Annotated in this window: 18 protein-coding genes and 1 pseudogene; 7 read left to right on the top strand and 12 right to left on the bottom strand. The window is 62.5% G+C overall.

Translation table 11 applies throughout. From position 1 onward, the window contains the following. Positions 1-23 precede the first annotated feature (23 nt). Both HU806_RS22785 and HU806_RS22780 read left to right on the top strand, forming a co-directional pair. Complete coding sequence (locus tag HU806_RS22785; RefSeq protein ID WP_186614608.1) at positions 24-644, top strand: lysophospholipid acyltransferase family protein; 621 nt, start codon at positions 24-26, stop codon at positions 642-644. Between the two features lies 1 nt (position 645). Then, a complete protein-coding gene (locus HU806_RS22780; protein WP_186614607.1) occupies positions 646-1,578 on the top strand; it encodes a phosphatidate cytidylyltransferase in 933 nt (310 codons plus the stop codon). Between the two features lie 78 nt (positions 1,579-1,656). Here HU806_RS22780 and cyoD read toward each other — a convergent pair whose 3' ends face one another. The 6 genes from cyoD to HU806_RS22750 all read right to left on the bottom strand — a co-directional run bounded on the left by cyoD (position 1,657) and on the right by HU806_RS22750 (position 6,819). Continuing rightward, on the bottom strand, positions 1,657-1,986 hold the full coding sequence (gene cyoD, locus HU806_RS22775) for a cytochrome o ubiquinol oxidase subunit IV (protein ID WP_186614606.1): 330 nt from the start codon (positions 1,984-1,986) through the stop codon (positions 1,657-1,659). Then, positions 1,987-2,601, bottom strand: a complete 615-nt coding sequence (gene cyoC / locus HU806_RS22770) for a cytochrome o ubiquinol oxidase subunit III (protein WP_186614605.1) — start codon at positions 2,599-2,601, stop codon at positions 1,987-1,989. It lies immediately after the preceding gene. Between the two features lie 3 nt (positions 2,602-2,604). Continuing rightward, positions 2,605-4,578, bottom strand: coding sequence for a cytochrome o ubiquinol oxidase subunit I (cyoB, locus tag HU806_RS22765; RefSeq protein WP_186614604.1), 1,974 nt, complete (start codon positions 4,576-4,578; stop codon positions 2,605-2,607). A gap of 3 nt (positions 4,579-4,581) precedes the next feature. Continuing rightward, the gene (cyoA, locus tag HU806_RS22760) at positions 4,582-5,514 is read right to left on the bottom strand and encodes a ubiquinol oxidase subunit II (protein WP_186614603.1); all 933 of its coding nucleotides are present in this window, start codon (positions 5,512-5,514) and stop codon (positions 4,582-4,584) included. A 14-nt stretch (positions 5,515-5,528) separates the two neighbouring features. Then, complete coding sequence (locus HU806_RS22755; protein WP_186614601.1) at positions 5,529-5,771, bottom strand: HP1242/YdcH family protein; 243 nt, start codon at positions 5,769-5,771, stop codon at positions 5,529-5,531. A gap of 160 nt (positions 5,772-5,931) precedes the next feature. Next, on the bottom strand, positions 5,932-6,819 hold the full coding sequence (locus HU806_RS22750; RefSeq protein WP_186614599.1) for an MBL fold metallo-hydrolase: 888 nt from the start codon (positions 6,817-6,819) through the stop codon (positions 5,932-5,934). A 284-nt stretch (positions 6,820-7,103) separates the two neighbouring features. Here HU806_RS22750 and HU806_RS22745 point away from each other — a divergent pair. Next, a pseudogene (locus HU806_RS22745) lies at positions 7,104-7,226 on the top strand (type II toxin-antitoxin system RelB/DinJ family antitoxin); the annotation flags it as partial. A 216-nt stretch (positions 7,227-7,442) separates the two neighbouring features. Here the strand turns inward: HU806_RS22745 and HU806_RS22740 are convergent. From HU806_RS22740 to HU806_RS22715, 6 genes are read right to left on the bottom strand one after another with little or no spacing between them, the layout of a single operon-like run. Beyond that, positions 7,443-8,276 (bottom strand): YfaP family protein, encoded by an 834-nt coding sequence (locus tag HU806_RS22740; RefSeq protein ID WP_186614597.1) that lies wholly within the window; start codon positions 8,274-8,276, stop codon positions 7,443-7,445. 3 nt (positions 8,277-8,279) lie between these two features. After that, positions 8,280-9,899, bottom strand: coding sequence for a DUF2300 domain-containing protein (locus HU806_RS22735; protein ID WP_186614595.1), 1,620 nt, complete (start codon positions 9,897-9,899; stop codon positions 8,280-8,282). 1 nt (position 9,900) lies between these two features. Beyond that, positions 9,901-14,469 carry an alpha-2-macroglobulin family protein gene (locus tag HU806_RS22730; RefSeq protein ID WP_186614622.1) on the bottom strand — a complete coding sequence of 1,523 codons (4,569 nt, stop codon included), beginning with the start codon at positions 14,467-14,469 and terminating at the stop codon, positions 9,901-9,903. Beyond that, positions 14,466-15,125, bottom strand: a complete 660-nt coding sequence (locus HU806_RS22725; RefSeq protein WP_186614594.1) for a DUF1175 domain-containing protein — start codon at positions 15,123-15,125, stop codon at positions 14,466-14,468. The genes HU806_RS22730 and HU806_RS22725 overlap by 4 nt, the downstream gene beginning before the upstream one ends. Further along, on the bottom strand, positions 15,110-16,819 hold the full coding sequence (locus HU806_RS22720; RefSeq protein WP_186614592.1) for a DUF2138 domain-containing protein: 1,710 nt from the start codon (positions 16,817-16,819) through the stop codon (positions 15,110-15,112). Before HU806_RS22720 ends, HU806_RS22725 begins: the two co-directional genes overlap by 16 nt. A 29-nt stretch (positions 16,820-16,848) precedes the next feature. Further along, positions 16,849-17,637, bottom strand: coding sequence for a DUF2135 domain-containing protein (locus HU806_RS22715; RefSeq protein ID WP_186614590.1), 789 nt, complete (start codon positions 17,635-17,637; stop codon positions 16,849-16,851). A 268-nt stretch (positions 17,638-17,905) separates the two neighbouring features. Here HU806_RS22715 and HU806_RS22710 point away from each other — a divergent pair, with 268 nt between their 5' ends. The 4 genes from HU806_RS22710 (at position 17,906) to dxs (ending at position 22,412) form a co-directional block, all read left to right on the top strand. After that, positions 17,906-19,042, top strand: coding sequence for a Fic family protein (locus HU806_RS22710; protein ID WP_186614588.1), 1,137 nt, complete (start codon positions 17,906-17,908; stop codon positions 19,040-19,042). A 231-nt stretch (positions 19,043-19,273) separates the two neighbouring features. Next, positions 19,274-19,516: an exodeoxyribonuclease VII small subunit gene (locus HU806_RS22705; protein WP_003185917.1), complete on the top strand. Its 243-nt coding sequence runs from the start codon at positions 19,274-19,276 to the stop codon at positions 19,514-19,516. Continuing rightward, positions 19,513-20,400 (top strand): (2E,6E)-farnesyl diphosphate synthase, encoded by an 888-nt coding sequence (ispA, locus tag HU806_RS22700; RefSeq protein ID WP_186614586.1) that lies wholly within the window; start codon positions 19,513-19,515, stop codon positions 20,398-20,400. Before HU806_RS22705 ends, ispA begins: the two co-directional genes overlap by 4 nt. 113 nt (positions 20,401-20,513) lie before the next feature. Next, complete coding sequence (gene dxs, locus HU806_RS22695) at positions 20,514-22,412, top strand: 1-deoxy-D-xylulose-5-phosphate synthase (RefSeq protein ID WP_186614584.1); 1,899 nt, start codon at positions 20,514-20,516, stop codon at positions 22,410-22,412. Positions 22,413-22,450 lie beyond the last annotated feature (38 nt).

Raw genomic sequence — 22,450 nt, 5'->3', positions numbered from 1 at the left:
GTTTTTCAGGACAAGGAATCCTCATGTTCGAACCCGTGGTCGCCAATCTCATCACCTCCGCCGCGCGCATGGTCACCGGCGCTCGCAGCCTGTGGCTCGGCTGCGCGCCGACGCCGGTGCAGCGGATCTACTTCGCCAATCACAGCAGCCACGGCGACTTCGTGTTGCTCTGGGCCTCGCTGCCACCGGCACTGCGCAAGCTCACCCGCCCCGTCGCCGGGGCCGATTATTGGCAAACCAGCCCGATGCGCCGCTACATCATCAACCGGGTGTTCAACGGTGTGCTGGTGGATCGAGAGCGCAAGGACCCTTCCTACAGCCCCTTGCAGCCTATGCTCGAAGCGCTGGAAAACGGCGACTCGCTGATCATCTTCCCGGAAGGCACGCGCAATCCGGAGGAAGGCCTGCTGCCGTTCAAGAGCGGGATGTACCACTTGATGAAAAGCCACCCCGAGGTCGAAGTGATCCCGGTGTGGATCGCCAACCTCAACCGCGTCATGCCCAAGGGCCGGGTGCTGCCGCTGCCACTGCTGTGCACCACCAGTTTCGGTGCGCCGCTGCGCATCGAGGACGGCGAAAGCAAAGAGCAATTTCTTGAACGCAGCCGCGCCGCACTGCTGGCGCTGGCCCCGGAGCACGTCTGACATGGATCGATATACCTTGATGTTGTTTGGCGGGATCGGCGCGATTCTGCTGCTGGCTTCGCTGGTCGGTTTCATTCTCAAGCTGCGGACAAAAGGCGCGCCGAACTCGGTCATCGAGAACCTCAACGCCCGGATCAATGCCTGGTGGATCATGGTGCTGGTGATCGGCATCGCGTTCTGGCTCGGCAATGCGGCGGTGATCCTGTTGTTCTACGCCGTGTCGTTCTACGCCCTGCGGGAATTCCTTACGCTTACGCCCACGCGGCGCAGTGACTACCCGGCTCTGGTAGCGGCGTTCTACCTGGCGTTGCCGCTGCAATACCTGCTGATCTACTTCGACTGGTACGGACTGTTTTCGATTTTCATCCCGGTGTACGTGTTCCTGCTGCTGCCGATCCTCGCGTCCTTGGGCGGCGACAGCACGCATTTCCTCGAGCGCGCTTCAAAGGTCCAGTGGGGGCTGATGATCGCGGTATTCTGCATCTCCTTCGTGCCAGCCTTGTTGACCTTGGACATCGCCGGTTTCGAAGGGCGCAACCTGCTGCTGATCGCCTACCTGGTGATCGTGGTGCAGCTGTCGGACGTGTTGCAGTACGTCTGCGGCAAGTTGTTCGGCAAGCACAAGATCGCGCCGAACCTGTCGCCGTCGAAAACCGTCGAGGGCTTTGTCGGCGGGATTTTCCTGGCCTCGCTGATTGGTGGCGCGTTGTGGTGGATCACGCCGTTCAACCCGTGGCAGTCGTTCCTCATCGCCTTGTTGATCAACCTGCTGGGCTTTGCTGGCGGCATCGTCATGTCGGCGATCAAGCGCGACCGCGGCGTCAAGGATTGGGGGCACATGATCGAAGGCCACGGCGGCATGCTCGACCGGTTGGACTCGGTGTGCTTCGCCGCGCCGATCTTCTTTCATCTGGTTCGGTATTGGTGGACGTGAAATAAACCAGTGAGGCTGAAGAGGTTTCTGTGGCGAGGGAGCTTGCTCCCTCGCCACAAAGGCAGCTCGCAGGGCGATTTAGTGCGCCAACATGTTGTGATGCACGCTGTACATGATCCACAGCGACAGCCCGACCAGCAGCGTAATCACCACGGTCGAGAACACCAGCGCCGTCAGGTTCCAGCGTTGCTGCGGTGAGAAGTCCAGGTGCAGGAAATAGATCAGGTGCACGACGATCTGGATCACCGCAAATACCGCCACGATCCCGGCCGTCATGGACTTTGGCAATGTGGGATACATCACCAGGGCAAACGGAATCACGGTAAGAATGGCCGACAGAACGAACCCGGTGAGGTAGGACTTTGCGCTGCCGTGGCTGGCATCGACGCTGCTCTGAAGATTGCTCATCTACATCACTCCAAATAGATAAACCACGGTAAACACACAGATCCACACCACGTCGAGGAAGTGCCAGAACAGGCTCAGGCACCCCATGCGGGTGGCGTTGACGGTGGTCAGGCCATTGCGTTGCACCTGGAACATCACCACGGCCATCCAGATCAGGCCCGTGGTGACGTGCAGGCCGTGAGTGCCCACCAGCGTGAAAAAGCCGGTGAGGAAGGCGCTGCGGTTGGGGCCGTAGCCTTCGGCGATGAGTTTGTGGAACTCATGGACTTCCATGCCGATGAACGCCAGGCCGAGAACGAACGTCAGGCCGAGCCAGGCCAATACCTTTTGCTTCTGGCCGGCGCTCAGGGCGAGCATGGCGAAGCCGTAGGTAATGCTGCTGAACAGCAGGATGAACGTTTCCGTCAGCACGTAGGGCAATTCGAAAATATCGGCGGAGCCAGGGCCGCCGGCGACGCTCTGGCCGAGTACCGCATAGGTCGCAAACAGCGTTGCGAACAAAATGCAGTCGGTCATCATGTAGACCCAGAAGCCGAACAGGGTCATGGAGCTGGCGTCCGAGTGCCCGTGTTCGGATTCCGGTGCCGTGGCGTTTGGCTGGACGAGATTGGACACGGATCAAGCCTCCGCCAATGCCTTGATGCGTTGATTTTCAATCCGCGCCACCTCTTCGGCGGGCACGTAGTAATCGATGTCGTCATCGGCGCTGCGCCAGATCACGCCACCGATGGTCGCGACCAGCCCGACGATAGCCAGCCACCAGATATGCCAGACCAGGGCGAAACACATGATCAGGCTGAACAGGCTGATGACCAGTCCCATCGCCGTGTTGCGCGGCATGTGGATGCTTTGGAAATCGGCTTCGACGGCGGTCTTCTGGCCGCGCTCCTTCATGCCCCAATAGGCGTCGATGCCGTCCACCACCGGTTGCTGGGCGAAGTTGTAGAACGGCGGCGGCGAGGCGGTGGACCACTCCAGCGTGCGGCCGTCCCACGGGTCGCCCGTGAGGTCGCGGTTCTGGTGGCGCTGGCGGATGCTGAAGTAGAACTGCAGGATCTGGCAGACCACGCCGCAGAGAATGATGCCGACGCCGAACAACTCCGCCAGCAACCATGGCTCCCATTCGGGCACGTTGAAATGGTTCAAGCGCCGGGTCATGCCCATGAAGCCAAGGAAGTAGGACGGCATGAAGGCGAAGTAGAAACCGATGATCCAGCACCAGAACGCTGCCCGCCCCAGGCCATCATGGAGCTTGAAGCCAAAGGCCTTGGGGAACCAATACGTCAGGCCGCACAGGTAGCCAAACACGGCGCCGCCGATGATCACGTTATGGAAGTGGGCGATCAGGAACAGGCTGTTGTGCAGCAGGAAATCCGCCCCGGGCACCGCCAGCAACACGCCGGTCATGCCGCCGATGCTGAAGGTGACGATAAAGCCGACCGTCCACAGCATCGGCGTTTCAAAGCGCACCCGCCCGCGGTACATGGTGAACAGCCACGTGAAGATCTTCACCCCGGTGGGCACGGCGATGATCATCGTCATGATGCCGAAGAAGGCGTTGACGTTCGCCCCCGAGCCCATGGTGAAGAAGTGGTGCACCCAGACGATGAACGACAGGATCGTGATCGCAATCGTCGCCCAGACCAGCGAGTGATAGCCGAACAGGCGCTTGCGGCTGAAGGTCGACGCCACCTCTGAGAAAATGCCGAACGCCGGCAGGATCAGGATGTACACCTCCGGGTGGCCCCAGGCCCAGATGAGGTTGACGTACATCATCGGGTTGCCGCCCAGCTCGTTGGTGAAAAAGTGCATGTCCAGGTAGCGGTCGAGGCTGAGCATGAACAGCGTCGCGGTGAGGATCGGGAACGACGCGAGGATCAGCACCGCCGTGCACAGCACCGTCCAGGTGAACACCGGCATGCGGAAAAGGGTCATTCCCGGTGTCCGCATTTTCAGGATGGTGACGAAGAAATTCACCCCAGTGAGCAACGTCCCGACGCCGGATATCTGCAATGACCAGATGTAATAATCCACCCCAACCCCGGGGCTATAGGACAAGCCCGATAACGGCGGATACGCGACCCAACCGGTGCGGGCGAACTCCCCCACCGCCAGGGAAATGTTTACCAGCATTGCACCGGCGACGAACAGCCAGAAACTCAACGCATTGAGGAACGGGAACGCCACGTCCCGCGCGCCGATCTGCAAGGGCACGACGATGTTCATCAAGCCCACCACCAACGGCATCGCCATGAAGAAAATCATGATCACGCCATGGGCGGTGAAGATCTGGTCGTAGTGTTCCGGTGGCAGATAGCCGGGCGAGCCGTCGGACGCCATGGCCTGCTGCGTGCGCATCATGATCGCGTCGGAGAAACCGCGCAGCAACATCACCAGCGCCACGACGATGTACATCACGCCGATGCGCTTGTGGTCCACCGAGGTAAACCACTCTTTCCACAGGTAGGTCCATTTGCGGTAATAGGTAATGGCGCCCATGCCGGCCAAGGCGACCAGGCCCACCACCGCAAGGGTCCACATAATGATCGGCTCATCCGTCGGGATCGCCTCTAGCGTCAGTTTTCCAAACATGCCTTACTCCTGCGCTTTCCGTTGAGCCCCGACGGGAGGCTCGATGCTGCCCTGCATGTCGTGCATGCGATGCTCGACTTCACGGGAGCGGTTCATGCCTTCGTATTTATCGATGATGCTCTGGAACAAGTCCGGCTGGATCGACGCGTAATGTTCCACCGGATGCTTGACCGTGGGCCGGGCAAGTTGGGCGTAGCTGTCCTTGTCCAGGCGCTTGTGCCCCGCCCGCACATCGGCGACCCACTTGTCGAAATCCGCCGCATCGGTGGCCAGGGTCTGGAAATGCATGTCGGAGAAACCTGGCCCGTTGTAATTGGCGGCGATGCCCCGGTATTCCCCGGCCTCGTTGGCGATCAGGTGCAACTGCGTCTGCATGCCGGCCATGGCATAGATTTGCCCGCCGAGGGCCGGGATGAAAAACGAGGTCATGGCGCCGTCGGACGTCACCTTGAAGTTCACCGGTGTATCCAATGGCATGGCCAGTTCGTTGACCGAAGCGATGCCCAGCTCCGGGTAGATGAACACCCATTTCCAGTCTGCCGCGATGACCTGCACCACGATCGGTTTCACGTCCGAGTCCAACGGCCGGTACGGGTCCAGTGCGTGGGTGGACTTCCAGGTCACCACGCCCAGGATGATGATGATCACCAACGGAACGCCCCAGACCACCGTTTCGATCTTGCGCGAGTGGGCCCACTCCGGCGTGTACTTGGCCTTTTCGTTGGAGGCGCGGTATCTCACTGCGAAAACGAACGTCATGACGATGACCGGCACCACCACCAGCAACATCAATAACGTCGAGAGGATGATCAAGTTGCGTTGGTCAACGCCGACCTGTCCCTTGGGATTGAACAACACCATGTCGCAACCACCGAGCAACAGCATCCCGCCGACCAGCAACAACCTCATCAAGTAACAAGGCAGCCGAGTTCGCATGTCTTATGCTTCGCTTATTGATTGTTTGCCAGTTGCTGACTGATCTTGTCTTTGATCGACAGGCGCTGTTCCTTGAGTCTGCGGATGTCATCATCCTCGACGTTGCCCGCCGAAATCGATTCGGCTGCCAACACTTGGTTATCCACGTCCGTGTATTGATCGAGCAGGCGATCAAGTTCCGGGTCTTGCTGGCGCCGCTGTTGAACCGCCTCTTTGCTGCAATTCAAATCTTGATAGAGGTCGTGAGAAGCAGGCATGGCCGTCTCCTTTTACAGTGTTGTTGGGTACACGATTTTTAGAATTGGCCCCCACGGCTAAGTTGAAAGAAACATCTGGACACGGTGACGAACGGCATCGCTGACAAAAAAAAGCCCACGAGACGTGGGCAAAGGGAAAGCTGTTTCAGGTTGGATCGGGTCAGGAAGACTGTCTGCCCGCTGCCGAGGGCATGGCCGTGGAGTCCACCCGGACCGTGCGAGCCTGGAGGGTTGCGCGCTCCCACTCCCTGGCGTCGTGGCTGCAAAAAATCTCGACGCGGCCGTCCTGCATCCGTGCCAACTCCCGCAGGCGATCCTGATTGCGGATTCGTGCCGGGCGGTAGGTGTCCATCATGTATTGATAGAACTTCAGGCCCGCAGGACAGTGGCGCTCGGGGCGATGCACTTCATCGTGGAAAAAATACGCGTCGCCGGCGTGCAGCATCCAGCCGTTGGCGGTGCGCAGGGCGATCCCGGCGTGGCCGGCGGTGTGGCCTTGGAGCGGCACCAGGAAGATATCCTCTTCTTCGGCGCCGACCAGCGCGCGCACCGAGTCAAAACCAAACCAGGTGTCGCCTTCGGTGCTGTAGAACTCCCAACTGTCGACGCCTTGCCATTGCCGCGCCTGGAACCGTCGCCGACTGATCCAGCCGTCAGCGGAACGCGCCGCCGCCATCTCGTCGCGCATGACATGTACTCGGGCCTGGGGAAAATCCTGGAGTCCACCGGCATGATCGAAATCCAGGTGCGTCAGCAAGATATGCCGCACGTCATTGGCATCGAAGCCCAGGCGCCGCACTTGTTCCAAAGCCGTGAGGCGATGCTCGAACTTGATGTTGTTGAACACGCGGAAAAAACGACTCAGCCGCTCGGGCGTTTGCACATCCCGCTGGCCGAAACCGGTGTCCACCAGGACCAAACCGTTGGTGTCGGTTTCAATCAGCAGGCAATGACACACCAGGCATGCGGTCAGCCCTCGACTGTAGCCGTCGAACAGCGCACCACCCACCGGGCACATGCAACCGCAGTTCAAATGATGGATACGCATGGCTGGCCTCCTTTCCCGGGTGGGGCTTTTGTTGCAGGTTTTTTACGGACTCTGTGGAATCGACTGGCGGGAAGTTGAGGTAATTCCGAGAAGGCGACGGGCGGGCCGCTTAGTGCAGCACCTGGCGAGGAGGAATAAAGTGAACCACCTGTGGCGAGGGAGCTTGCTCCCGCTGGGGTGCGCAGCGCCCCTAAAATCAGCCGGCGCGGTTAGCCAGGATGAGCGCATCCAACCCTGTTGGGGCCGCTGCGCAGCCCAGCGGGAGCAAGCTCCCTCGCCACATGGAGCGAGGCAAGCTGCCTTTCAAAGCTGCGCTACTCAGCGAGGAAGATGAGGCGCTCATTGCAGTCGTAACAGAGCGACTCGCCAAGCCACAAAGGATCAAGGTAAGCCTGGATGATCTATAGCCTGGAGTTTGATCGACGTGCCCTGAAGGATTGACTGGCGCTGTTCGTGGGGGCGCCATCAGCGCTCTTCGTGGCGAGGGAGCTTGCTCCCGCTGGGCTGCGTAGCAGCCCCATCAGGCTTCAATGCGATCAGCCTGACCCTCCGTGTCGCATGGTTTAGGGCGCTTTACGCCCAGCGGGAGAGCAAGCTCCCTCACCCCATGGATCGCGTCGGCTTCAGGGGTAGCTGAAGCTCTTGACCAACGTCAGCTCGCCGACGGCGCGCATCGGCACCACGAACGTTTCCATCTTCTCGCTCGGCGTGCCCTCTTCCGTGATGACGGTGACTTGGGCCGTGGTCAGGGCTTGTTGTGCCTGTTCCACTTGTTCGCCGTCGCCCTCTTCGTCCTCGTCACTGCGATAACCGCCGCCGTAGTAATTCACGTACACCAGGTACTGGCCTTTGATAGGCGCGGGCATGGCGAAGATTTCCGGGCCATAGCCGGTGGTGACGTCGACATCGAGCGCGGCGCCGTTGGCCACGGCGCGGTCGCCGTACCAGATGTGGGCGCCGTCGGGTGTGACGAGGTGCAGGTCGAGGTCGGTGCCGTCGCTGTCCCAGGTCAGCAGGACCCGCAGCTTGGCCGGGGTGGCGCCGCCGCTGGTGTTGAGGAATTGCGTGCGGTGGCGCTGCTGGCCGTCGGCGCTGCGCACTTCAACGCTGTTGCTGCCGTTGGGGAATGAGAACGGGCGGTCGAAACGACCTTCTTCATCCACTTTCAGCGGCAGGCTGACGCCGTTGACGATGAGCTGGCCCGGCGCATTGCTGTCCTTGGGTGCTCCTTTGATCTGGCCGCTGATGCGGGCCGTGTCGGCCTGGCCCGCAGGCGTGTTGACCGACGAGGCCGGGTAGTTGACGGTCTGGCTGAAGCTTTCGCCCTCGCCGCCCGGCGCACCGCTGCGCCAGCCGCCAACCGGTGTATCAAGCTTGAGGGAGTCGGCGGCCATGGCCGGGGGCAACGCGGTCAGGGCGCAGAGCAACAGCAAGACCTGTGGATAACGGAGTGTCATGGTCTATTCCAGCAAGAGGTGACGGGCAAGCCCTTCGATATAGGTTTCGTCCTGGCCGTTGGGATGAGCTTCAAAGGCCAGGTGGAGGTATTCATGTGTGAGGTCGAGACGGTCCTGCAGCGTCAGTACGCCGCGCACATAGATGCGCTGGCGCTCGCGGTCAACGTAAGGCCGGCCGAAGGCAACGCGGCAGACGGCGAAAGCGCTGATTTCGTTGTAGCCCACCTCGCTTTCCAAGCGTTGACGCCAGCCGCGTCGCTGTTTCAACAGCCAGTCCTGGGCGGCGGGCAATGCTTCGCAGGACGCCACCGGATTGTCCCAGCGGCTGAGGCTGGCGCGCGGGTAAGCGTGTAGCAGGATGGCGTCATAACGCTGGCCGGCGTTGGCTTGCTCCACCGCTTGCGCCCAGGACAATTTGTCCGGACCGGCCTGATCGGAGTGGTAAGTGACATCGGTGCCGGCCAGCACCAGGTCAGTGGTCCACGCAGCAATGGCACGGGTTTCCGGCGCCGCCGGGCGCGGCGCAACGCGCTGGCGATGACTGCTGTCGTCGATGCTCAGGCAATCGCCATTGCGCTGGGCGTTTTGCAGCAGATAGGTGCGGATCGCCACGGCCAACGCCTTGGCGGCTTCGGCGGGCTCGGCCTTGGCTTCGCGTTGCAAGACCCGGGCGACGTATTCCTCCCGGTCCAGGCGCGCCACCAGTTTGCCGGGCATCAAGAACAATTCGCCGTCGCTGTGGATATCCAACTGGTTGCCGTTGGTGAATTCGACGCGGTAGTCGCCGCGCAATTGACCCACCGTGGCCGGGCGATCGCCGGACATCACCCGCTGCAAGGGATAACGGGCAAACAGGTCGACTTCCACGCAACGCCCGGTTTCCGCCGGCCAGCGGGATGGCAAGGCCGTGGCCAGGCCATCGCCATACTTCTTCAGGATTTGCTGGCTGGTGCCGCGGCCACCGGCCCAAACCGGCGTACCGTCAACCAGCCAACCGGCGAAACCGCCCTGTCGCGACGCAGGTCCCTGGTCGCCGAGCCAACTCCAGGTCTTGACCCGCAGACGGCCGCCCAACTGGCCGACCACTCGCCCGTCCGCCGCGCCAAGCACGACGTCGAGCAACACCCGGCGGGCTTGATCCTGGGCCGGCAGCGTGGCCAGCGCCTTGAGCAATTGCGCGACAGGCACCTGGGTTTGCGGCTGCAAGGCCGACAAGTCCAACAACCAATGCGGTGCTTGGCGGACCTGCCAGTAATCACGCCAGGCCGCGGCCGAAAGCCCGAGCCGTTGCGGTTCGAAATACAAGCCGCAGGACTTCACCAGCGCCTGGTCGCGGCCAATGCTCTTTCCGGCGGTGCAGCAATAGACTTCCTCTTTCGATTCACCGCGACATTCATACACTGGCTCGCGGGCATCGGTGTCCACCAGCCAGGCGTAGACGAACAACTTCCATAAGCTGCCGAGCGGCGCTTGCAACGAATCGGGCAATGGCTGGCGGTCCAGCACCTGAGTCTGGCTCACTCGCAGCAGTTCGCCGTCGAAGGCCAGGCGCAACGGCTCCTCCTGCGCTGTCGCCAGCGCAGGAATCAAGCACAGCCACCACCATCCCCACCGCTTGCGCATGTCAGTCGACCGTGACCTGACCGAGGGCCGGTTTTTGCTCCCGAGCCTGGTGCTGTGGCGCGTAGACCTGAGTGAAGCGTACCGGCGGTACGCTGAACTGGCCCTTCTGGGAGAAGCGCACCAAATGCCGCAGGCGCAGCTCGCCACTGAGGGCATCCACCGGCACCGCGTAGGCCATCTGGCCCGGCTCGAAACGAGCCTTTTCCAGGGACGTCGGCTCACTGTCGGCTTTGCCCATCAACTGGATGCCCCACGTGGTGCGCTCCACATCGGCGCCCGGCGGCAGCGGCACTTCGAGCATGCCGTAGCGCAGCGGGGTCGGGGCCTTGCTGTTGATGATCACTTCATCCAGATAGAGGCTGTCACTGGACAACGGTTTGTTGCCCACCGCTTCGAGCTTGAAGGTGAAGGCCTCGTCGCCCGGCACCAGGCGCGACAGGCGACGGGTGATGGACACCGCCATCGGCGCCAAGGGCGCTTGCTGGCTCTGGAAGCTCAACGCCGCTTGCAACGGACGCTCCTGGGCACCGGTCAGGGTCAGCATCGTTGGAAGCTGCGCACCCTGCCATTGCCAGTAGGTTTCACCGGTCGCGCCTTGCTGGGCTTTCCAACCTTCGCCTGGCGCCAGGGCCACGGCCGGTGCCGCCTGCTCGATGCTGCGTTGCAGCCAGGTCAGGGCCAGGGCTCGTTCGAGGGTGGACTGCTGTGGCAGCACGCGTTCCAACAATGCAGTCGCGCGCGCCTGGTCGAAGCTTTGCAACGACAAGAGCAAGGCCTCGACGAACGGTTGCGAGCTGAGTTCCAGTTGCTGCTGTGCCGCCTCGGCTTGACGGCTGAAGGCCGCCGGCAACGGCACCTTCGCCTGTTTCGCCAGGGACGCGGTCAGCACCCGTGCGCTGGCCAAGCCGAGGGCCGAATCCGGCGCGTTCATGACCAAGCTGTCTTCACCGCTGTCCAGCACGCTCTCGGTGCTGTCTTCACTGGCCTTCGCCAGATCATCCATCAAGCCACTGAGCAAGGTGTTCACCGGCAGTTGCATCTGCTTGGCGAACGACAGGATCAGCGCACGTTGCAACAGCGGCGTATCACCGGCCTGCTTGGCGTAGACCTCGAGCACTCGCTGCCAGTGTTCCGGCGGCAGGCTCAAGTCCAGCGCCTGGCTGGCGTGCCAGTCGGCGTAATAGGCATAGGCGGTGAGGAATGCATCCGGCTCACCGTCCTGGCCCCACCAAGTGAAGCTTGCCGATGGACCGGCCATTTGCACCAGGCGCAGGCGACTGTTCTGCATGATCAACCGCAAGCGGTCGCGGATCTGCGGGTTTGACGCCAGGGTCGGGTAGGCGATGCTCAACGGCAACAGGCGACTGGCGGTCTGCTCGACGCCGCCGTACGGGTAGCTCAACAGGTCGTCGAGGGCCGAACGGAACAGCGCTTGCGGGCTGTCATCCAGGCGCAGGCGAATATCGCTGGCGTCGGCCGGCAGGGTCAGCGGGGTGTCGCCGCTGGCTACGTCAAGGCGCTGGCTCTGGCTGACTTGCCAGCCGTTGCCGCTGGCGTTCAAGCGCATGGCCAGGGCGTCCTGGGTTTCGCCGTTCAATTGCAACTGCACGTTCAAGTCGCCATTGCTCAGCTCCATGGCAGGCAACGCCACGTAGTTGATGCCGCTTTTCAGGTCCGCGACGACGCGCTGTTCGGCGCCGGCGTGACGGATCAGCAGCTCGGCCTTCAGCGGCTTTTCCGATTGGCTGAAGACGAACATGCCCAGTTGCGGCTTGTCGCCTGCGCGGAAACGGGTCGGACCGCTCCACTTCAGGTACAGCGGTTTTTCCGAGGCGATGAACTGCTTTTTCTGTCCCACTTGGCCGTCGTCGGCAATGGCCTTGGCGGTGATGCGCCAGCGGGTCAGCGAGTCCGGCATCTTGAAGGTGAAGCGGGCCTTGCCATTGGCGTCGGTGACCAGCTCCGGTTGCCACGCGGCGGTGTCGACGTCTTCACGACGCGGCCGTTCCAGTACCTTGACGCCACGCTCGCTGCGGTTGGCCTTGCCCGGCGCGCCGGGGCTGCCCGGAAGCGCCACGTCGTAGCTGATGAAAGACAGGCTGGCGCTGGTGCGCACGTTGTTGCGGCGCGGGTGATAGAAGAACTGGTCAATGGTCGGCGCGACTTCCGGTTGCAGCGCGTAGACCATTTCATCGACAACGCTGACGGTCAGGTGCGCCGGGATCGCCTTGCCGGCGAACTGGGTGCCCAGGTCCACGGTCACGGTGTCGCCCGGCCGGTAGGTGGCTTTATCAGTGGTGATGGCCACGTCGATTTGCGGCGCAACGACCTTGATGCCGGCGTTCTGGAAGCTGTACTGGCCGCCCTTGGTGTACAGCACGGAGAAGGTCAGGTTCGGCGCAAAGTTATCTTTCACGGCAATGCGCGCGCGGTATTGGGTGTCGCTGAGCTTTTCCATCTTCAGCCAGTCGGCGCCCTTGGTCAGCAGGGCGGTGGCCTCGACTTTGTCCCGCTCAAGCGACAGCAGCGCGTCGCTGACCGGCTCGGGGAAGGTGATCAGCGCCAGCGCTTCGTCACCGGTCTTGTACTCAGGCTTGTCGAAAACGATCTCGACCGTGCCTGGCACGGCCTTGATCCCTTCGCCGGTCACCGCATGGGCCGCGGCGCCAATGACCCGGCCGTGGTCGTCCTTGAGTGTCAGGTTGTAGGTGCCCGGACGCTCGAAGGTCAGGCTGAAGCCCTTGTCCTTGGCCGCCAACTTGCCTTCACCTGTGGTCTGGTCTTCCAGGCGCACCCAGGCGTAGCTGCCCGGCGTTACAGCCTTGGCTTGCTCGTTACCACCCTCGTTGGCGTAGCTGAACGAGACCTTTTGACCGGCGGCGCTGAACCGCTGGGGCGCGCTCAAGCGGAAGTTCGCCGCGCCGCGGTCGATGAGGATTTCCTTGGTGGTCTTGACCCGGTACGCCGCTCCATCGCTGGCGAACACCGTCAGCGTGTAGCGGCTCGGCTTGTCGGCGGCCGGCAGGTCGAGGGTGGCGTTGCCCTTGTCGTCGGTAGTCACTTCGCTGCTGGTCAGCTCGACCGGGAATTGCCCCAGGTATTGCAGCTCGTTATCGACCATCGACAATTGCTGGGCGCGCAGGCTCAGGCTGACCTTGGCATTCGCCACCGGCTTGCCGTCGGGGTAGAGCAGCACGAGGTTGCCTTTGACCGGCTCGCCGGTGCGGTAATCCTGTTTGGCGAGGTTCAGGGCGATCTCGAAATGCGGCTTGATGTATTCGGCTACGCGAAAGGCGCTGCTGTAGAGCTGGTCCTTGTAGCGCAAGCGCAATTCATAACCACCGGCCACGGCGTTTTCCGGCAGTTGGAAACGGCCCTGGGTGCCGGCCTTGGAGTCCAGCTTCAAGGCCAGGGTTTGCAGCGCGGTGCCGGTCGCGTCGAGCACGCTGACGTTGACGTCGGCGGCGGTCGGTTGCACCGATTCACGGGCGTTCTTGAACTCACGGCCAACGATTTTCAGCGACACCCAATCCCCCGGCCGGTAAAGCGGACGGTCAGTGAACGCGTAGAGCTTGGTGTCGTAGATTTCGCTGTCGTAGTAGAAGTTTTCCGAGACAAACACCCCGCCCTCTTCGTCTTCACCGATGACGAACGAACGCTCCGGGCTTACGTGCTTGAGGCGCAGCAGGCCATCTTCATCGGTGGCTCCGCTGCTCATCACACCCAGGCCGTCGGTCCACAGTACGTTGACCTTGGGCACCGAACGCCCTTCATGCTTGCGCGCGGCCCAGACCAACAACTCGTCACCGGCAATCTTGCTTACGGCCACGGTGTTGGAGACGAAGACCATGGTGGTCGCGCGATATTTACCGATCAGCGCTTCCACCAGGTACAGGCCCGGCTTCAACTGACCCAGCGGCACATAGACGTTGCCCGGCGCGACGCTGACAAACTCACTGGACGAACCGGCCAGGTTGACGCCGGCCGGTGGCTGGATCGGTTTGGCCTGCCACAGCGGATAGCGGAACTGGCTGACCACCGGCAAACCGGGGATCAAGGCGAATTGTGCCGGGGCGTCGTAAGGGGTCGGCGCGACCAGGGCGTTGCCGATCTTCAGTTCCGGCACTTCTTCAGTGACCTGCTGGCGGGACTCATAGGAGAACGCCCGCTGCATCACGCGACGGGACTTGCGGTACCAGTTGTCCCACAGGTACGCGAGGGTGTTCGACAGCCCTTCGCCCTTGAACTGGCCATCGCTGACCACGCGGTGCAGGTTCTTCTGGCGCTTGAGGAAGTCCAGCGGCTTTTCGATGCGATAGACGCGGATGTCGGCGCCGCCGTAGGGCTCCATGCGGAACCGGCGGTAATCGCGACCCGGCGCTTCGAGACGGACCATCGCCTGCTCGTCGCTGGCAAAGCTGCTGTCGGCCAGCAGGAAGAAGCTTTCACCGGACACCGGCGTGTAGCCGCTGGGCGCCACGGTGTCTTCGGCGTTCACCAGGGGAGCCAGCAACAATGCAAACAGCAGGGGCAGTTTCGAACACAAGCGCAGCATGCGGGCACCGGTCATTGGGTGAGAAAGTTGAGTCGATAGACGCCGATGAAGTTGGGGTTGGCTGCGTCGGGTATCCATCGGGTGTCCTTCCAGTTCATGAGTTGTTGCAGGCTCGCGGAGCGCATGCCGTTGTCGGTTGGGGTAGTGGTGCCGGTGTGATAGGCGATGTAGCGGCCCATCCAGATCATCAGGTGCTGGTCGTCGCCCTGATCGAAGAACATCAAGTCGCCGGGCCGGGCCTGGGTGACATCGCGGCCCACCAGGCGGCTGTTGAACTGGATCAGCTTGATCGCGTTGACATACGGCCCGACTTTGCCGCCGCCCTGTTGCCATTGCTGGGCGAGGCGCCGTTGCGCATCGCTCAGGGGCAATTCCGGCGGCAGGTAGCGATTGGACAAACCATTGCTGCGCAGCCATTTGTCATCGTGGACCTTCAGCGCTTCGTTGGCGGCGAAGCGCACCAGGCCGGCGCAATCCTGCTGATACCAGCGCGGGCTCGGGCCTTTGGCCAGTTGCTCTTGGGCGATGCGCACGAACCAGGCGCGAAAGACCTGGGACTGCTGGGCGTCCAGCGGCGGCGCCTCGACGGCAAGCGCAGGCCCGCCAAGCAGCAACGCCAGTAGCAACGCCAACGCCGGGTTGCGGATCAGTGCTGTCACAGGGCTTTCCATTCCAGCGGCAGCCATTGCCAATGGCCGTCCGGCTCGCTGCCTTCAGGCAACGTCAGGGCATATTTGCCGTAGCCGCCGAGGGTGCGCAGTTTCGGAATCAGGTAGGTTTGCGCGGCGTTGTAGAACACTGGCTCCATGTCCTGGGGCAGGCTGTCGAGGGTTTCGCGCTGCATCAGTTGCGCCATGGAATCGGGGCCGAAGTAGATCGGCATCAGCACGTCCTTGGGCACGACGTCGGCCATGGGCGGGAAGCGCTTGTCGAGGGTGCCGAGGGCCTTGTCCACCAGTTTGTCGTCCAGGGAGAACAGCAACGTCGAGCCGTGGCGCGCCAGGCTCACGCGCATGAACGCCTTGCCGGTGATGGACTCAGGTTGCGCGGCGTCCTTGGCCAGGTAAGGGCCGAAGTTTGAACTGACCTGGCGCTGCCACTGGTGCGTCGAACCTTCTTGCTTCTCGACGACCGGGAACGCGTGCTCGGCGACGTTGTTTTCGTAGGCGCCGACCATCGAACCGAACAGGTTGCCCAGGTCGGCGTCGAGCTTGCCGTCGTCGTCATTCAAACTTGCCACCAGCAGCGGCGTGTACAGGCGTGAGTCGGCGTACCAGCACAGGCCCGCCGCGCCGGCCATGTGGTCGACCATGGCCTGGGCGGCCTTGTCGTCGGCACCGAGTTTAACCAGCAGCGGCTTCTGCTGCTCCGCCGCCAGTGGCAAGGCGACACAGGCGCTGGCGCCCATGGGCATGGCTTGCCAGATTGGCTTGAAGTCGAAGTCCGGCTGGTTTTCCAACTCGTCCATGGCCAGGAAGCTGTGCCAGCCCTTGTCATCCATATCGAAACGCAACCCGGCGAAGTTCGGGATGAAACGCTGGTAGCCCATGGCAAGCACGCTGGCATTGACCGAGATGCGTTGCTTGGTCTCAGGCGCCTTGGGCGGCAGGCCGAAAGCTTCGGGGAAGAGTTTTTCACCGGCCAGCAAGGCCTCTATGGCCTGGGTCGAGACCATGCCGGGTTCATCGGTAGGGCCGTTGCCCTTGTCATAGAGCTTGGTCGGGTTGGACAGCACGACCAATTTGTCGCCATGGGAGGCGAAGACCAGGGATTTGCTGGCGTTGTAGCTGAGTTGATAGAGGGCAACTTCGTCGCCGCTGACCTTCAAGTCGCCGAGCTTGCTCAACTGGGTGTCATCCAACGCGACTTTCGCCAGCGGCTCCAGCACCTTCGCCAGCCCGCCACGGTCCATCACCAGCAGGAAATCCTTGAGCCGCCCGTCCGCACCGCGCCACAGCGCCACTTCCGCCGGTTGGTCGAAAAGCGCCTCGATCAGGCTGTCCTGCAGCTTGAGGTCATGCTCATAGATAATCCGGCGCAGGCTGCCGATCAACCCGAGGCGGTCGGCGTGGGCTTCGTAATAGAAGACGAAATCCTCGGTGAGCGTGGCCTTGAGGAACGGCACCGCCAGCAGGTCCTTGGGCAACTGGCTCAGGGAATGCGCTTCGAGCAAACCGTCGGGGCGGCTCACGCCGAGCTTTTCCAGTGCCAGCTCCATCGGCGGCGCCTTGGGCTTGGTCATGAACCAGCCCAACCCGGCGGCCACACCGGCGACCAGGCACAGCCCGATCAGTATCGCCGGCCAGCGGCGCACAGGTTTGGCGACAGGTGTCGGCGTGGTCGGGGAAGCAGTGTTGTCGCTCATATTCACTAGGGCCTGTTCATCCGTGGAGCTTAGTAATTGAAAGTCTTGACCAGCAACAGATCGCCAATGGCGCGCAGGGGCACGACAAAGGTCTCGCGTTTTTCATCGACGGTGTTTTCGTTGAGCACCAGGTTGATCTGCGAGGTGATCACCTCGTTCTGGTTGCTGGTTTCATCGAAGTTGTAGCCGCCGCTGCCGTAGTTGCCCCAATAGTTCACGTAGACCAGATAGGTGCCGTGCATCGGCGCGGTCATGGTGAACATCTCGGGGCCGGGGCCATCGACGCCGTCCGGATCGAGGCCGCCGCCATTGCTCAGCGCCGGTTGGCCAAAGAACGCATGTTGGCCGTCGGGCGTGACGATATGCAGATCGAGCTCGGCGTTTGGATCGTCCCAGCCCAGCACCACGCGGATCTGCGCCGGAGTGCGCAGGTTGTTGGCTTCATAAAATTGCACGCGCTTGAGGGACTGGCCTTCGGAGCTGCGCACCTCGACGCTGTTGGAGCCGGCGCCGAACGCGTAGGGCCGGGCAAAACGCCCCTCGTCATCGGTATAGAGGTTCAGCGGGTTGCCATTGACCGCCAGGCTGTGGGGCTGCCGCGCCGTGCCCATGGCCTTGAGCCGACCCTCGATCATCGTGCGATTGCGCTGAATACCACGATCAATGGGCGGCGTGGGGTAGGCAACTTGCGGGTTTTCCGTACGATCGAGCAAGCCGCTGTAGCGCCAGCCGCCGACCGGCTCCGACAACTCGGCCGAAGGCCCGGCCCACGCCAGCGGCGCACCGAGCAACACGATCAATAGAGAAAGAAAACGCACGTATGCCTCCTGCCATGCACGACGCAACCCGGCGCCCTTCCCAGGCGCTGCTTGTCATTATTCGGGTTTCGTCTGAAGGCCCCGTCACACGGGGCCGTAGATGGCGCGAAGAGTAGCCATTTGACGGTTTTTTCACAATCAGGCAACGCGCGATTCTGTGTGGGAAATCACGGACAGAGAGGGGCGTGAGCCGAATAGGCGTTTTATTCGGCTCACGAAATGAGCCGAATAGGGCTATTATTCGGCTCATTCATCTCTGGACAGGCTCATGGCACCTCATTGGATCTGGCAACGGCCCGACTGGCCCGACTTCCACTGGCAAGCTGAAGCATTGGCACCGCTGCTGCGAGAATGCGTGCAGGCCCAAGGTCAATTGCTCGGAATGACGGGCGCGGTCACGGCTTCGCTCAGCGCTCAGAACGAACTGGATGCCTTGCTGCAAAATATCGTGACCTCCTCGGCCATCGAAGGAGAACAATTGAATGTCGGCTCGGTGCGCTCGTCCTTGGCTCGCCGCCTCGGTCTGGAACAAGGCGACGACACGTCGGTCAGCCAGCGCAGCGAAGGCTTGGCGAACCTGCTGCTGGACGCGACCCGGCATTTCAACCAACCCTTGACTGTCGCACGCTTGCTGGGATGGCATGCGTGGTTGTTTCCAGATCAAGCCAGCGACCTAGCCCATCGACAGATCCGTGTAGGTGCGTTGCGCGGTGACGAACCGATGCAAGTAGTTTCGGGCAGGCTGGACCGACCTACCGTTCACTTCGAGGCCCCTCCTCGCCAAGGCCTCGAACAGCAATTGCAAACGTTCATCGACTGGTTCGAGGTCAGTCGTCATCAGGCCGATCTCGATCCGTTGTTGCGTGCTGGCATCGCTCATTTCTGGTTCGTCACTCTGCATCCATTCGACGACGGCAATGGCCGCCTGACCCGCACCCTGACCGACTTGGCACTGGCCCAGGGCGAGGCTCAGGCAATCCGTTTCTACGCCATGTCCGTGAGCATCCTCGACGACCGCGCCGGTTATTACCGAATCCTGGAAAACAGCCAGAAGGCGACGCTGGATATCACCGGTTGGTTGACCTGGTTTCTGCAAACGCTGTTGCGCAGCCTGCACACAGCGATGGCGCAGATCGAAAGCGTGCTGGGCAAGACGCGGTTCTGGCAGGCCCATCGCGCCTCAACCTTCACCCCGGAGCAGATCAAGGTCCTGAACCGCTTGCTCGATGGCGGTGAGAAGGGCTTCGAGCAGGGGATCAACGCCGCTCAATATCAAGCCGTAGCCAAGGTCTCCAAGGCAACGGCCACACGACACTTGGCGGAGCTGCTGGAAAAAGGCTGCCTGGAGAGGATGCCCGGCGGCGGGCGCAGTACCCGGTATCGAATCAACTATCCCGCTGACTGAACACCCGTGGCGAGGGAGCTTGCTCCCGCTCGATTGCGCAGCAGTCGCAATCTGGGTAAGCCTGCGCAGCTTTGGGTCTGCTGCGCAGCCCAGCGGGAGCAAGCTCCCTCGCCACAAAAACCGTCTGTCTCAGCTCACCCGTTGCGCCGCGATAAACCCCGCCCTGATTTGCCCCAAAACCCCATGTCTGCTAGTGTCGCGCCGGTTTAACAGTCAACCGGAATAGCCGCCATGGCCCGCAAAAAAGCTGCACTGGATTTCGAACAATCTCTGGCCGACCTGCAAACGCTGGTCGAACGGCTGGAGAACGGCGAATTGTCGCTGGAAGACTCGCTGACAGCCTTCGAGCAAGGCATCGGCTTGACTCGCGACTGCCAGGCGGCGCTGGCCCAGGCCGAGCAGAAGGTGCAATTGCTGCTCGAGCGCGACGGCGAGCTGACCGAAGAGCCTTTCGACGCGGAACAACCCGAATGATCGGCGCCTATCAGGCCAGCAGCCAGGCCCGGGTCAATGCTGCACTGGATACCTTGTTCAGCGCCCCGAGCCCGGAATTGGCGCGCCTGTACGAAGCCATGCGCTACAGCGTGATGAACGGCGGCAAGCGTGTACGTCCGCTGCTGGCCTATGCGGCGTGTGAAGCCCTTGGCGGCGCAGCGGAGCAGGCCAACGGCGCGGCTTGCGCGGTTGAACTGATCCACGCCTACTCCCTGGTGCATGACGATCTGCCGGCCATGGACGACGACGACCTGCGGCGCGGCCAACCGACAACACACAAGCAATTCGACGAAGCCTGCGCGATCCTGGCCGGCGATGGCCTGCAGAGCCTGGCGTTCAGCGCCCTGCTGGACCCGGTCCTGAGTAACTGCCCGGCGCAGATTCGCCTGGACATGGTCAGCGCGTTGGCATTGGCCGCGGGCCCCGCCGGGATGGTCGGCGGCCAAGCCATCGACCTCGGCTCGGTGGGCTTGAAACTCGACCAAAACGCCCTGGAATACATGCACCGGCACAAGACCGGCGCCCTGATCGAGGCCAGCGTCCGGCTCGGCGCCCTGGCCAGTGGCCGGGCCACGCCCGATCAGCTTCACGCCTTGCAGACATATGCCCGGGCCATCGGCCTGGCGTTCCAGGTGCAGGACGACATCCTCGACGTCGAGAGCGATACCCAGACCCTCGGCAAGCGCCAGGGCGCCGACATCGCGCGGGACAAGCCGACCTACCCAGCGCTGCTCGGCCTCGACGCCGCCAAGGCCTACGCCCTGGAATTGCGCGACCACGCCCTCGACGCGCTGCGACCCTTTGACGCGGCGGCCGAGCCGCTGCGCGAGCTGGCGCGTTATATCGTCGAACGACGCAGCTGATACAGGGTCAACCATTCATAGTGCGTATCGGCCAAGTTCCGGCCAACGCGTGGGCAGCTTGCGATGCATAAGGTAAACTGCCGCCTCTTTCTATACCTATAACGATTCGCCTGATGCCGACGACGTTCCAAGAGATCCCCCGCACACGCCCGAGCACGCCACTGCTGGACCGCGCCAACACGCCGGACGGCCTGCGTCGCCTGGGTGAAGCCGAGCTGGAAACCCTGGCCGATGAGTTACGCCTGGAACTGCTCTACACGGTCGGCCAGACCGGTGGGCACTTCGGCGCGGGCCTGGGCGTCATCGAGCTGACCATCGCGCTGCATTACGTCTTCGACACCCCGGATGACCGGCTGGTGTGGGACGTCGGGCATCAGGCCTATCCGCACAAAATCCTCACCGGACGTCGCGAGCGCATGGGCACGCTGCGCCAGAAAGACGGGATCGCGGCCTTCCCGCGCCGTTCCGAGAGCGAATACGACACCTTTGGCGTCGGCCATTCCAGCACCTCCATCAGCGCCGCCCTGGGCATGGCGATTGCCGCCCGCCTGCAGGACAGCGAGCGCAAGGCGATTGCCGTGATCGGCGACGGCGCACTGACCGCGGGCATGGCGTTCGAGGCGCTTAACCACGCGCCCGAAGTCAACGCCAACATGTTGGTGATCCTCAACGACAACGACATGTCGATCTCGCGCAACGTCGGCGGGCTGTCCAACTACTTGGCGAAGATCCTTTCCAGCCGCACCTACGCGAGCATGCGCGAGGGCAGCAAGAAGGTGTTGTCGCGCCTGCCCGGTGCCTGGGAAATCGCCCGGCGCACCGAGGAATACGCCAAGGGCATGCTGGTCCCCGGCACGCTGTTCGAAGAGCTGGGCTGGAACTACATCGGCCCCATCGACGGCCACGATTTGCCGACGCTGATCGCCACGCTGCGCAACATGCGCGATCTCAAGGGCCCGCAATTCCTGCATGTAGTGACCAAGAAGGGCAAGGGTTTCGCCCCGGCGGAAGTCGATCCGATCGGCTACCACGCGATCACCAAGCTCGAACCGCTCGATGCCCCGGCCGCCGCGCCGAAAAAGGCCGGCGGGCCGAAGTATTCCGGCGTGTTTGGCCAGTGGCTGTGCGACATGGCCGCCGCCGACCCGCGCCTGGTCGGCATCACTCCGGCGATGAAGGAAGGCTCGGACCTGGTGGCCTTCAGCGAACGCTACCCGCAACGTTATTTCGACGTGGCGATTGCCGAGCAGCACGCCGTCACCTTCGCTGCCGGGATGGCCTGCGAAGGCGCGAAACCGGTGGTGGCGATTTATTCGACGTTCCTGCAACGGGCTTACGACCAGCTGGTGCATGACGTGGCCGTGCAGAATCTCGACGTGCTGTTCGCCATCGACCGCGCGGGCCTGGTCGGCGAAGACGGTCCGACCCACGCCGGCAGTTTCGACTTGTCTTACCTGCGCTGCATCCCCGGCATGTTGGTAATGACGCCGAGCGATGAAAACGAACTGCGCAAAATGCTCACCACTGGGCATTTGTTCAACGGTCCGGCGGCGGTGCGCTACCCGCGTGGCAACGGCCCGAATGCGACGATTGAAAGCGACCTGGAGCCGATCGAGATCGGCAAAGGCGTGATCCGCCGTCAGGGCAAGCAAACCGCCCTACTGGTGTTCGGCGTGCAACTGGCCGAAGCCTTGAAAGTCGCCGAAAAGCTCGACGCCACCGTGGTGGACATGCGCTTCGTCAAACCCCTGGACGAAGCCTTGGTACGCGAAATGGCCGGCAGCCATGACCTGCTGGTGACCATCGAGGAGAACGCCATCATGGGTGGCGCCGGCTCGGCGGTCAGCGAATACCTGGCCAGGGAAAACATCCTCAAGCCCGTACTGCACCTGGGCCTGCCGGACACCTATGTCGAGCACGCAAAGCCTGCGCAGATGCTGGCCGAATGTGGGCTGGACGAGGTTGGACTCGAAGCGTCGGTGCGTCTGCGATTGCAGTTGCTGGGCCTGTAGGCTCATCCAGCGCACGACCTTGTGGGGGCGCGTCTGCC

Origin of the sequence: Pseudomonas sp. SWRI154, from assembly GCF_014268645.1 — a bacterium.
In the GTDB taxonomy this organism is placed as follows: domain Bacteria; phylum Pseudomonadota; class Gammaproteobacteria; order Pseudomonadales; family Pseudomonadaceae; genus Aquipseudomonas; species Aquipseudomonas marvdashtae.
The sequence above is the reverse complement of the archived record's forward strand: the minus strand, read 5'-3'. Positions and strand labels throughout refer to the sequence as shown.

What these genes read in the sequence shown, in the direction of transcription:
- cyoB (WP_186614604.1), bottom strand. Translation starts at nt 4,578, where the DNA reads ATGTTTGGAAAACTGACGCTAGAGGCGATCCCGACGGATGAGCCGATC.
- HU806_RS22750 (WP_186614599.1), bottom strand. Translation starts at nt 6,819, where the DNA reads ATGCGTATCCATCATTTGAACTGCGGTTGCATGTGCCCGGTGGGTGGT.
- cyoA (WP_186614603.1), bottom strand. Translation starts at nt 5,514, where the DNA reads ATGCGAACTCGGCTGCCTTGTTACTTGATGAGGTTGTTGCTGGTCGGC.
- HU806_RS22710 (WP_186614588.1), top strand. Translation starts at nt 17,906, where the DNA reads ATGGCACCTCATTGGATCTGGCAACGGCCCGACTGGCCCGACTTCCAC.
- HU806_RS22725 (WP_186614594.1), bottom strand. Translation starts at nt 15,125, where the DNA reads ATGGAAAGCCCTGTGACAGCACTGATCCGCAACCCGGCGTTGGCGTTG.
- HU806_RS22740 (WP_186614597.1), bottom strand. Translation starts at nt 8,276, where the DNA reads ATGACACTCCGTTATCCACAGGTCTTGCTGTTGCTCTGCGCCCTGACC.
- HU806_RS22730 (WP_186614622.1), bottom strand. Translation starts at nt 14,469, where the DNA reads ATGACCGGTGCCCGCATGCTGCGCTTGTGTTCGAAACTGCCCCTGCTG.
- ispA (WP_186614586.1), top strand. Translation starts at nt 19,513, where the DNA reads ATGATCGGCGCCTATCAGGCCAGCAGCCAGGCCCGGGTCAATGCTGCA.
- HU806_RS22735 (WP_186614595.1), bottom strand. Translation starts at nt 9,899, where the DNA reads ATGCGCAAGCGGTGGGGATGGTGGTGGCTGTGCTTGATTCCTGCGCTG.
- HU806_RS22705 (WP_003185917.1), top strand. Translation starts at nt 19,274, where the DNA reads ATGGCCCGCAAAAAAGCTGCACTGGATTTCGAACAATCTCTGGCCGAC.
- dxs (WP_186614584.1), top strand. Translation starts at nt 20,514, where the DNA reads ATGCCGACGACGTTCCAAGAGATCCCCCGCACACGCCCGAGCACGCCA.
- HU806_RS22755 (WP_186614601.1), bottom strand. Translation starts at nt 5,771, where the DNA reads ATGCCTGCTTCTCACGACCTCTATCAAGATTTGAATTGCAGCAAAGAG.
- cyoD (WP_186614606.1), bottom strand. Translation starts at nt 1,986, where the DNA reads ATGAGCAATCTTCAGAGCAGCGTCGATGCCAGCCACGGCAGCGCAAAG.
- HU806_RS22785 (WP_186614608.1), top strand. Translation starts at nt 24, where the DNA reads ATGTTCGAACCCGTGGTCGCCAATCTCATCACCTCCGCCGCGCGCATG.
- HU806_RS22780 (WP_186614607.1), top strand. Translation starts at nt 646, where the DNA reads ATGGATCGATATACCTTGATGTTGTTTGGCGGGATCGGCGCGATTCTG.
- HU806_RS22720 (WP_186614592.1), bottom strand. Translation starts at nt 16,819, where the DNA reads ATGAGCGACAACACTGCTTCCCCGACCACGCCGACACCTGTCGCCAAA.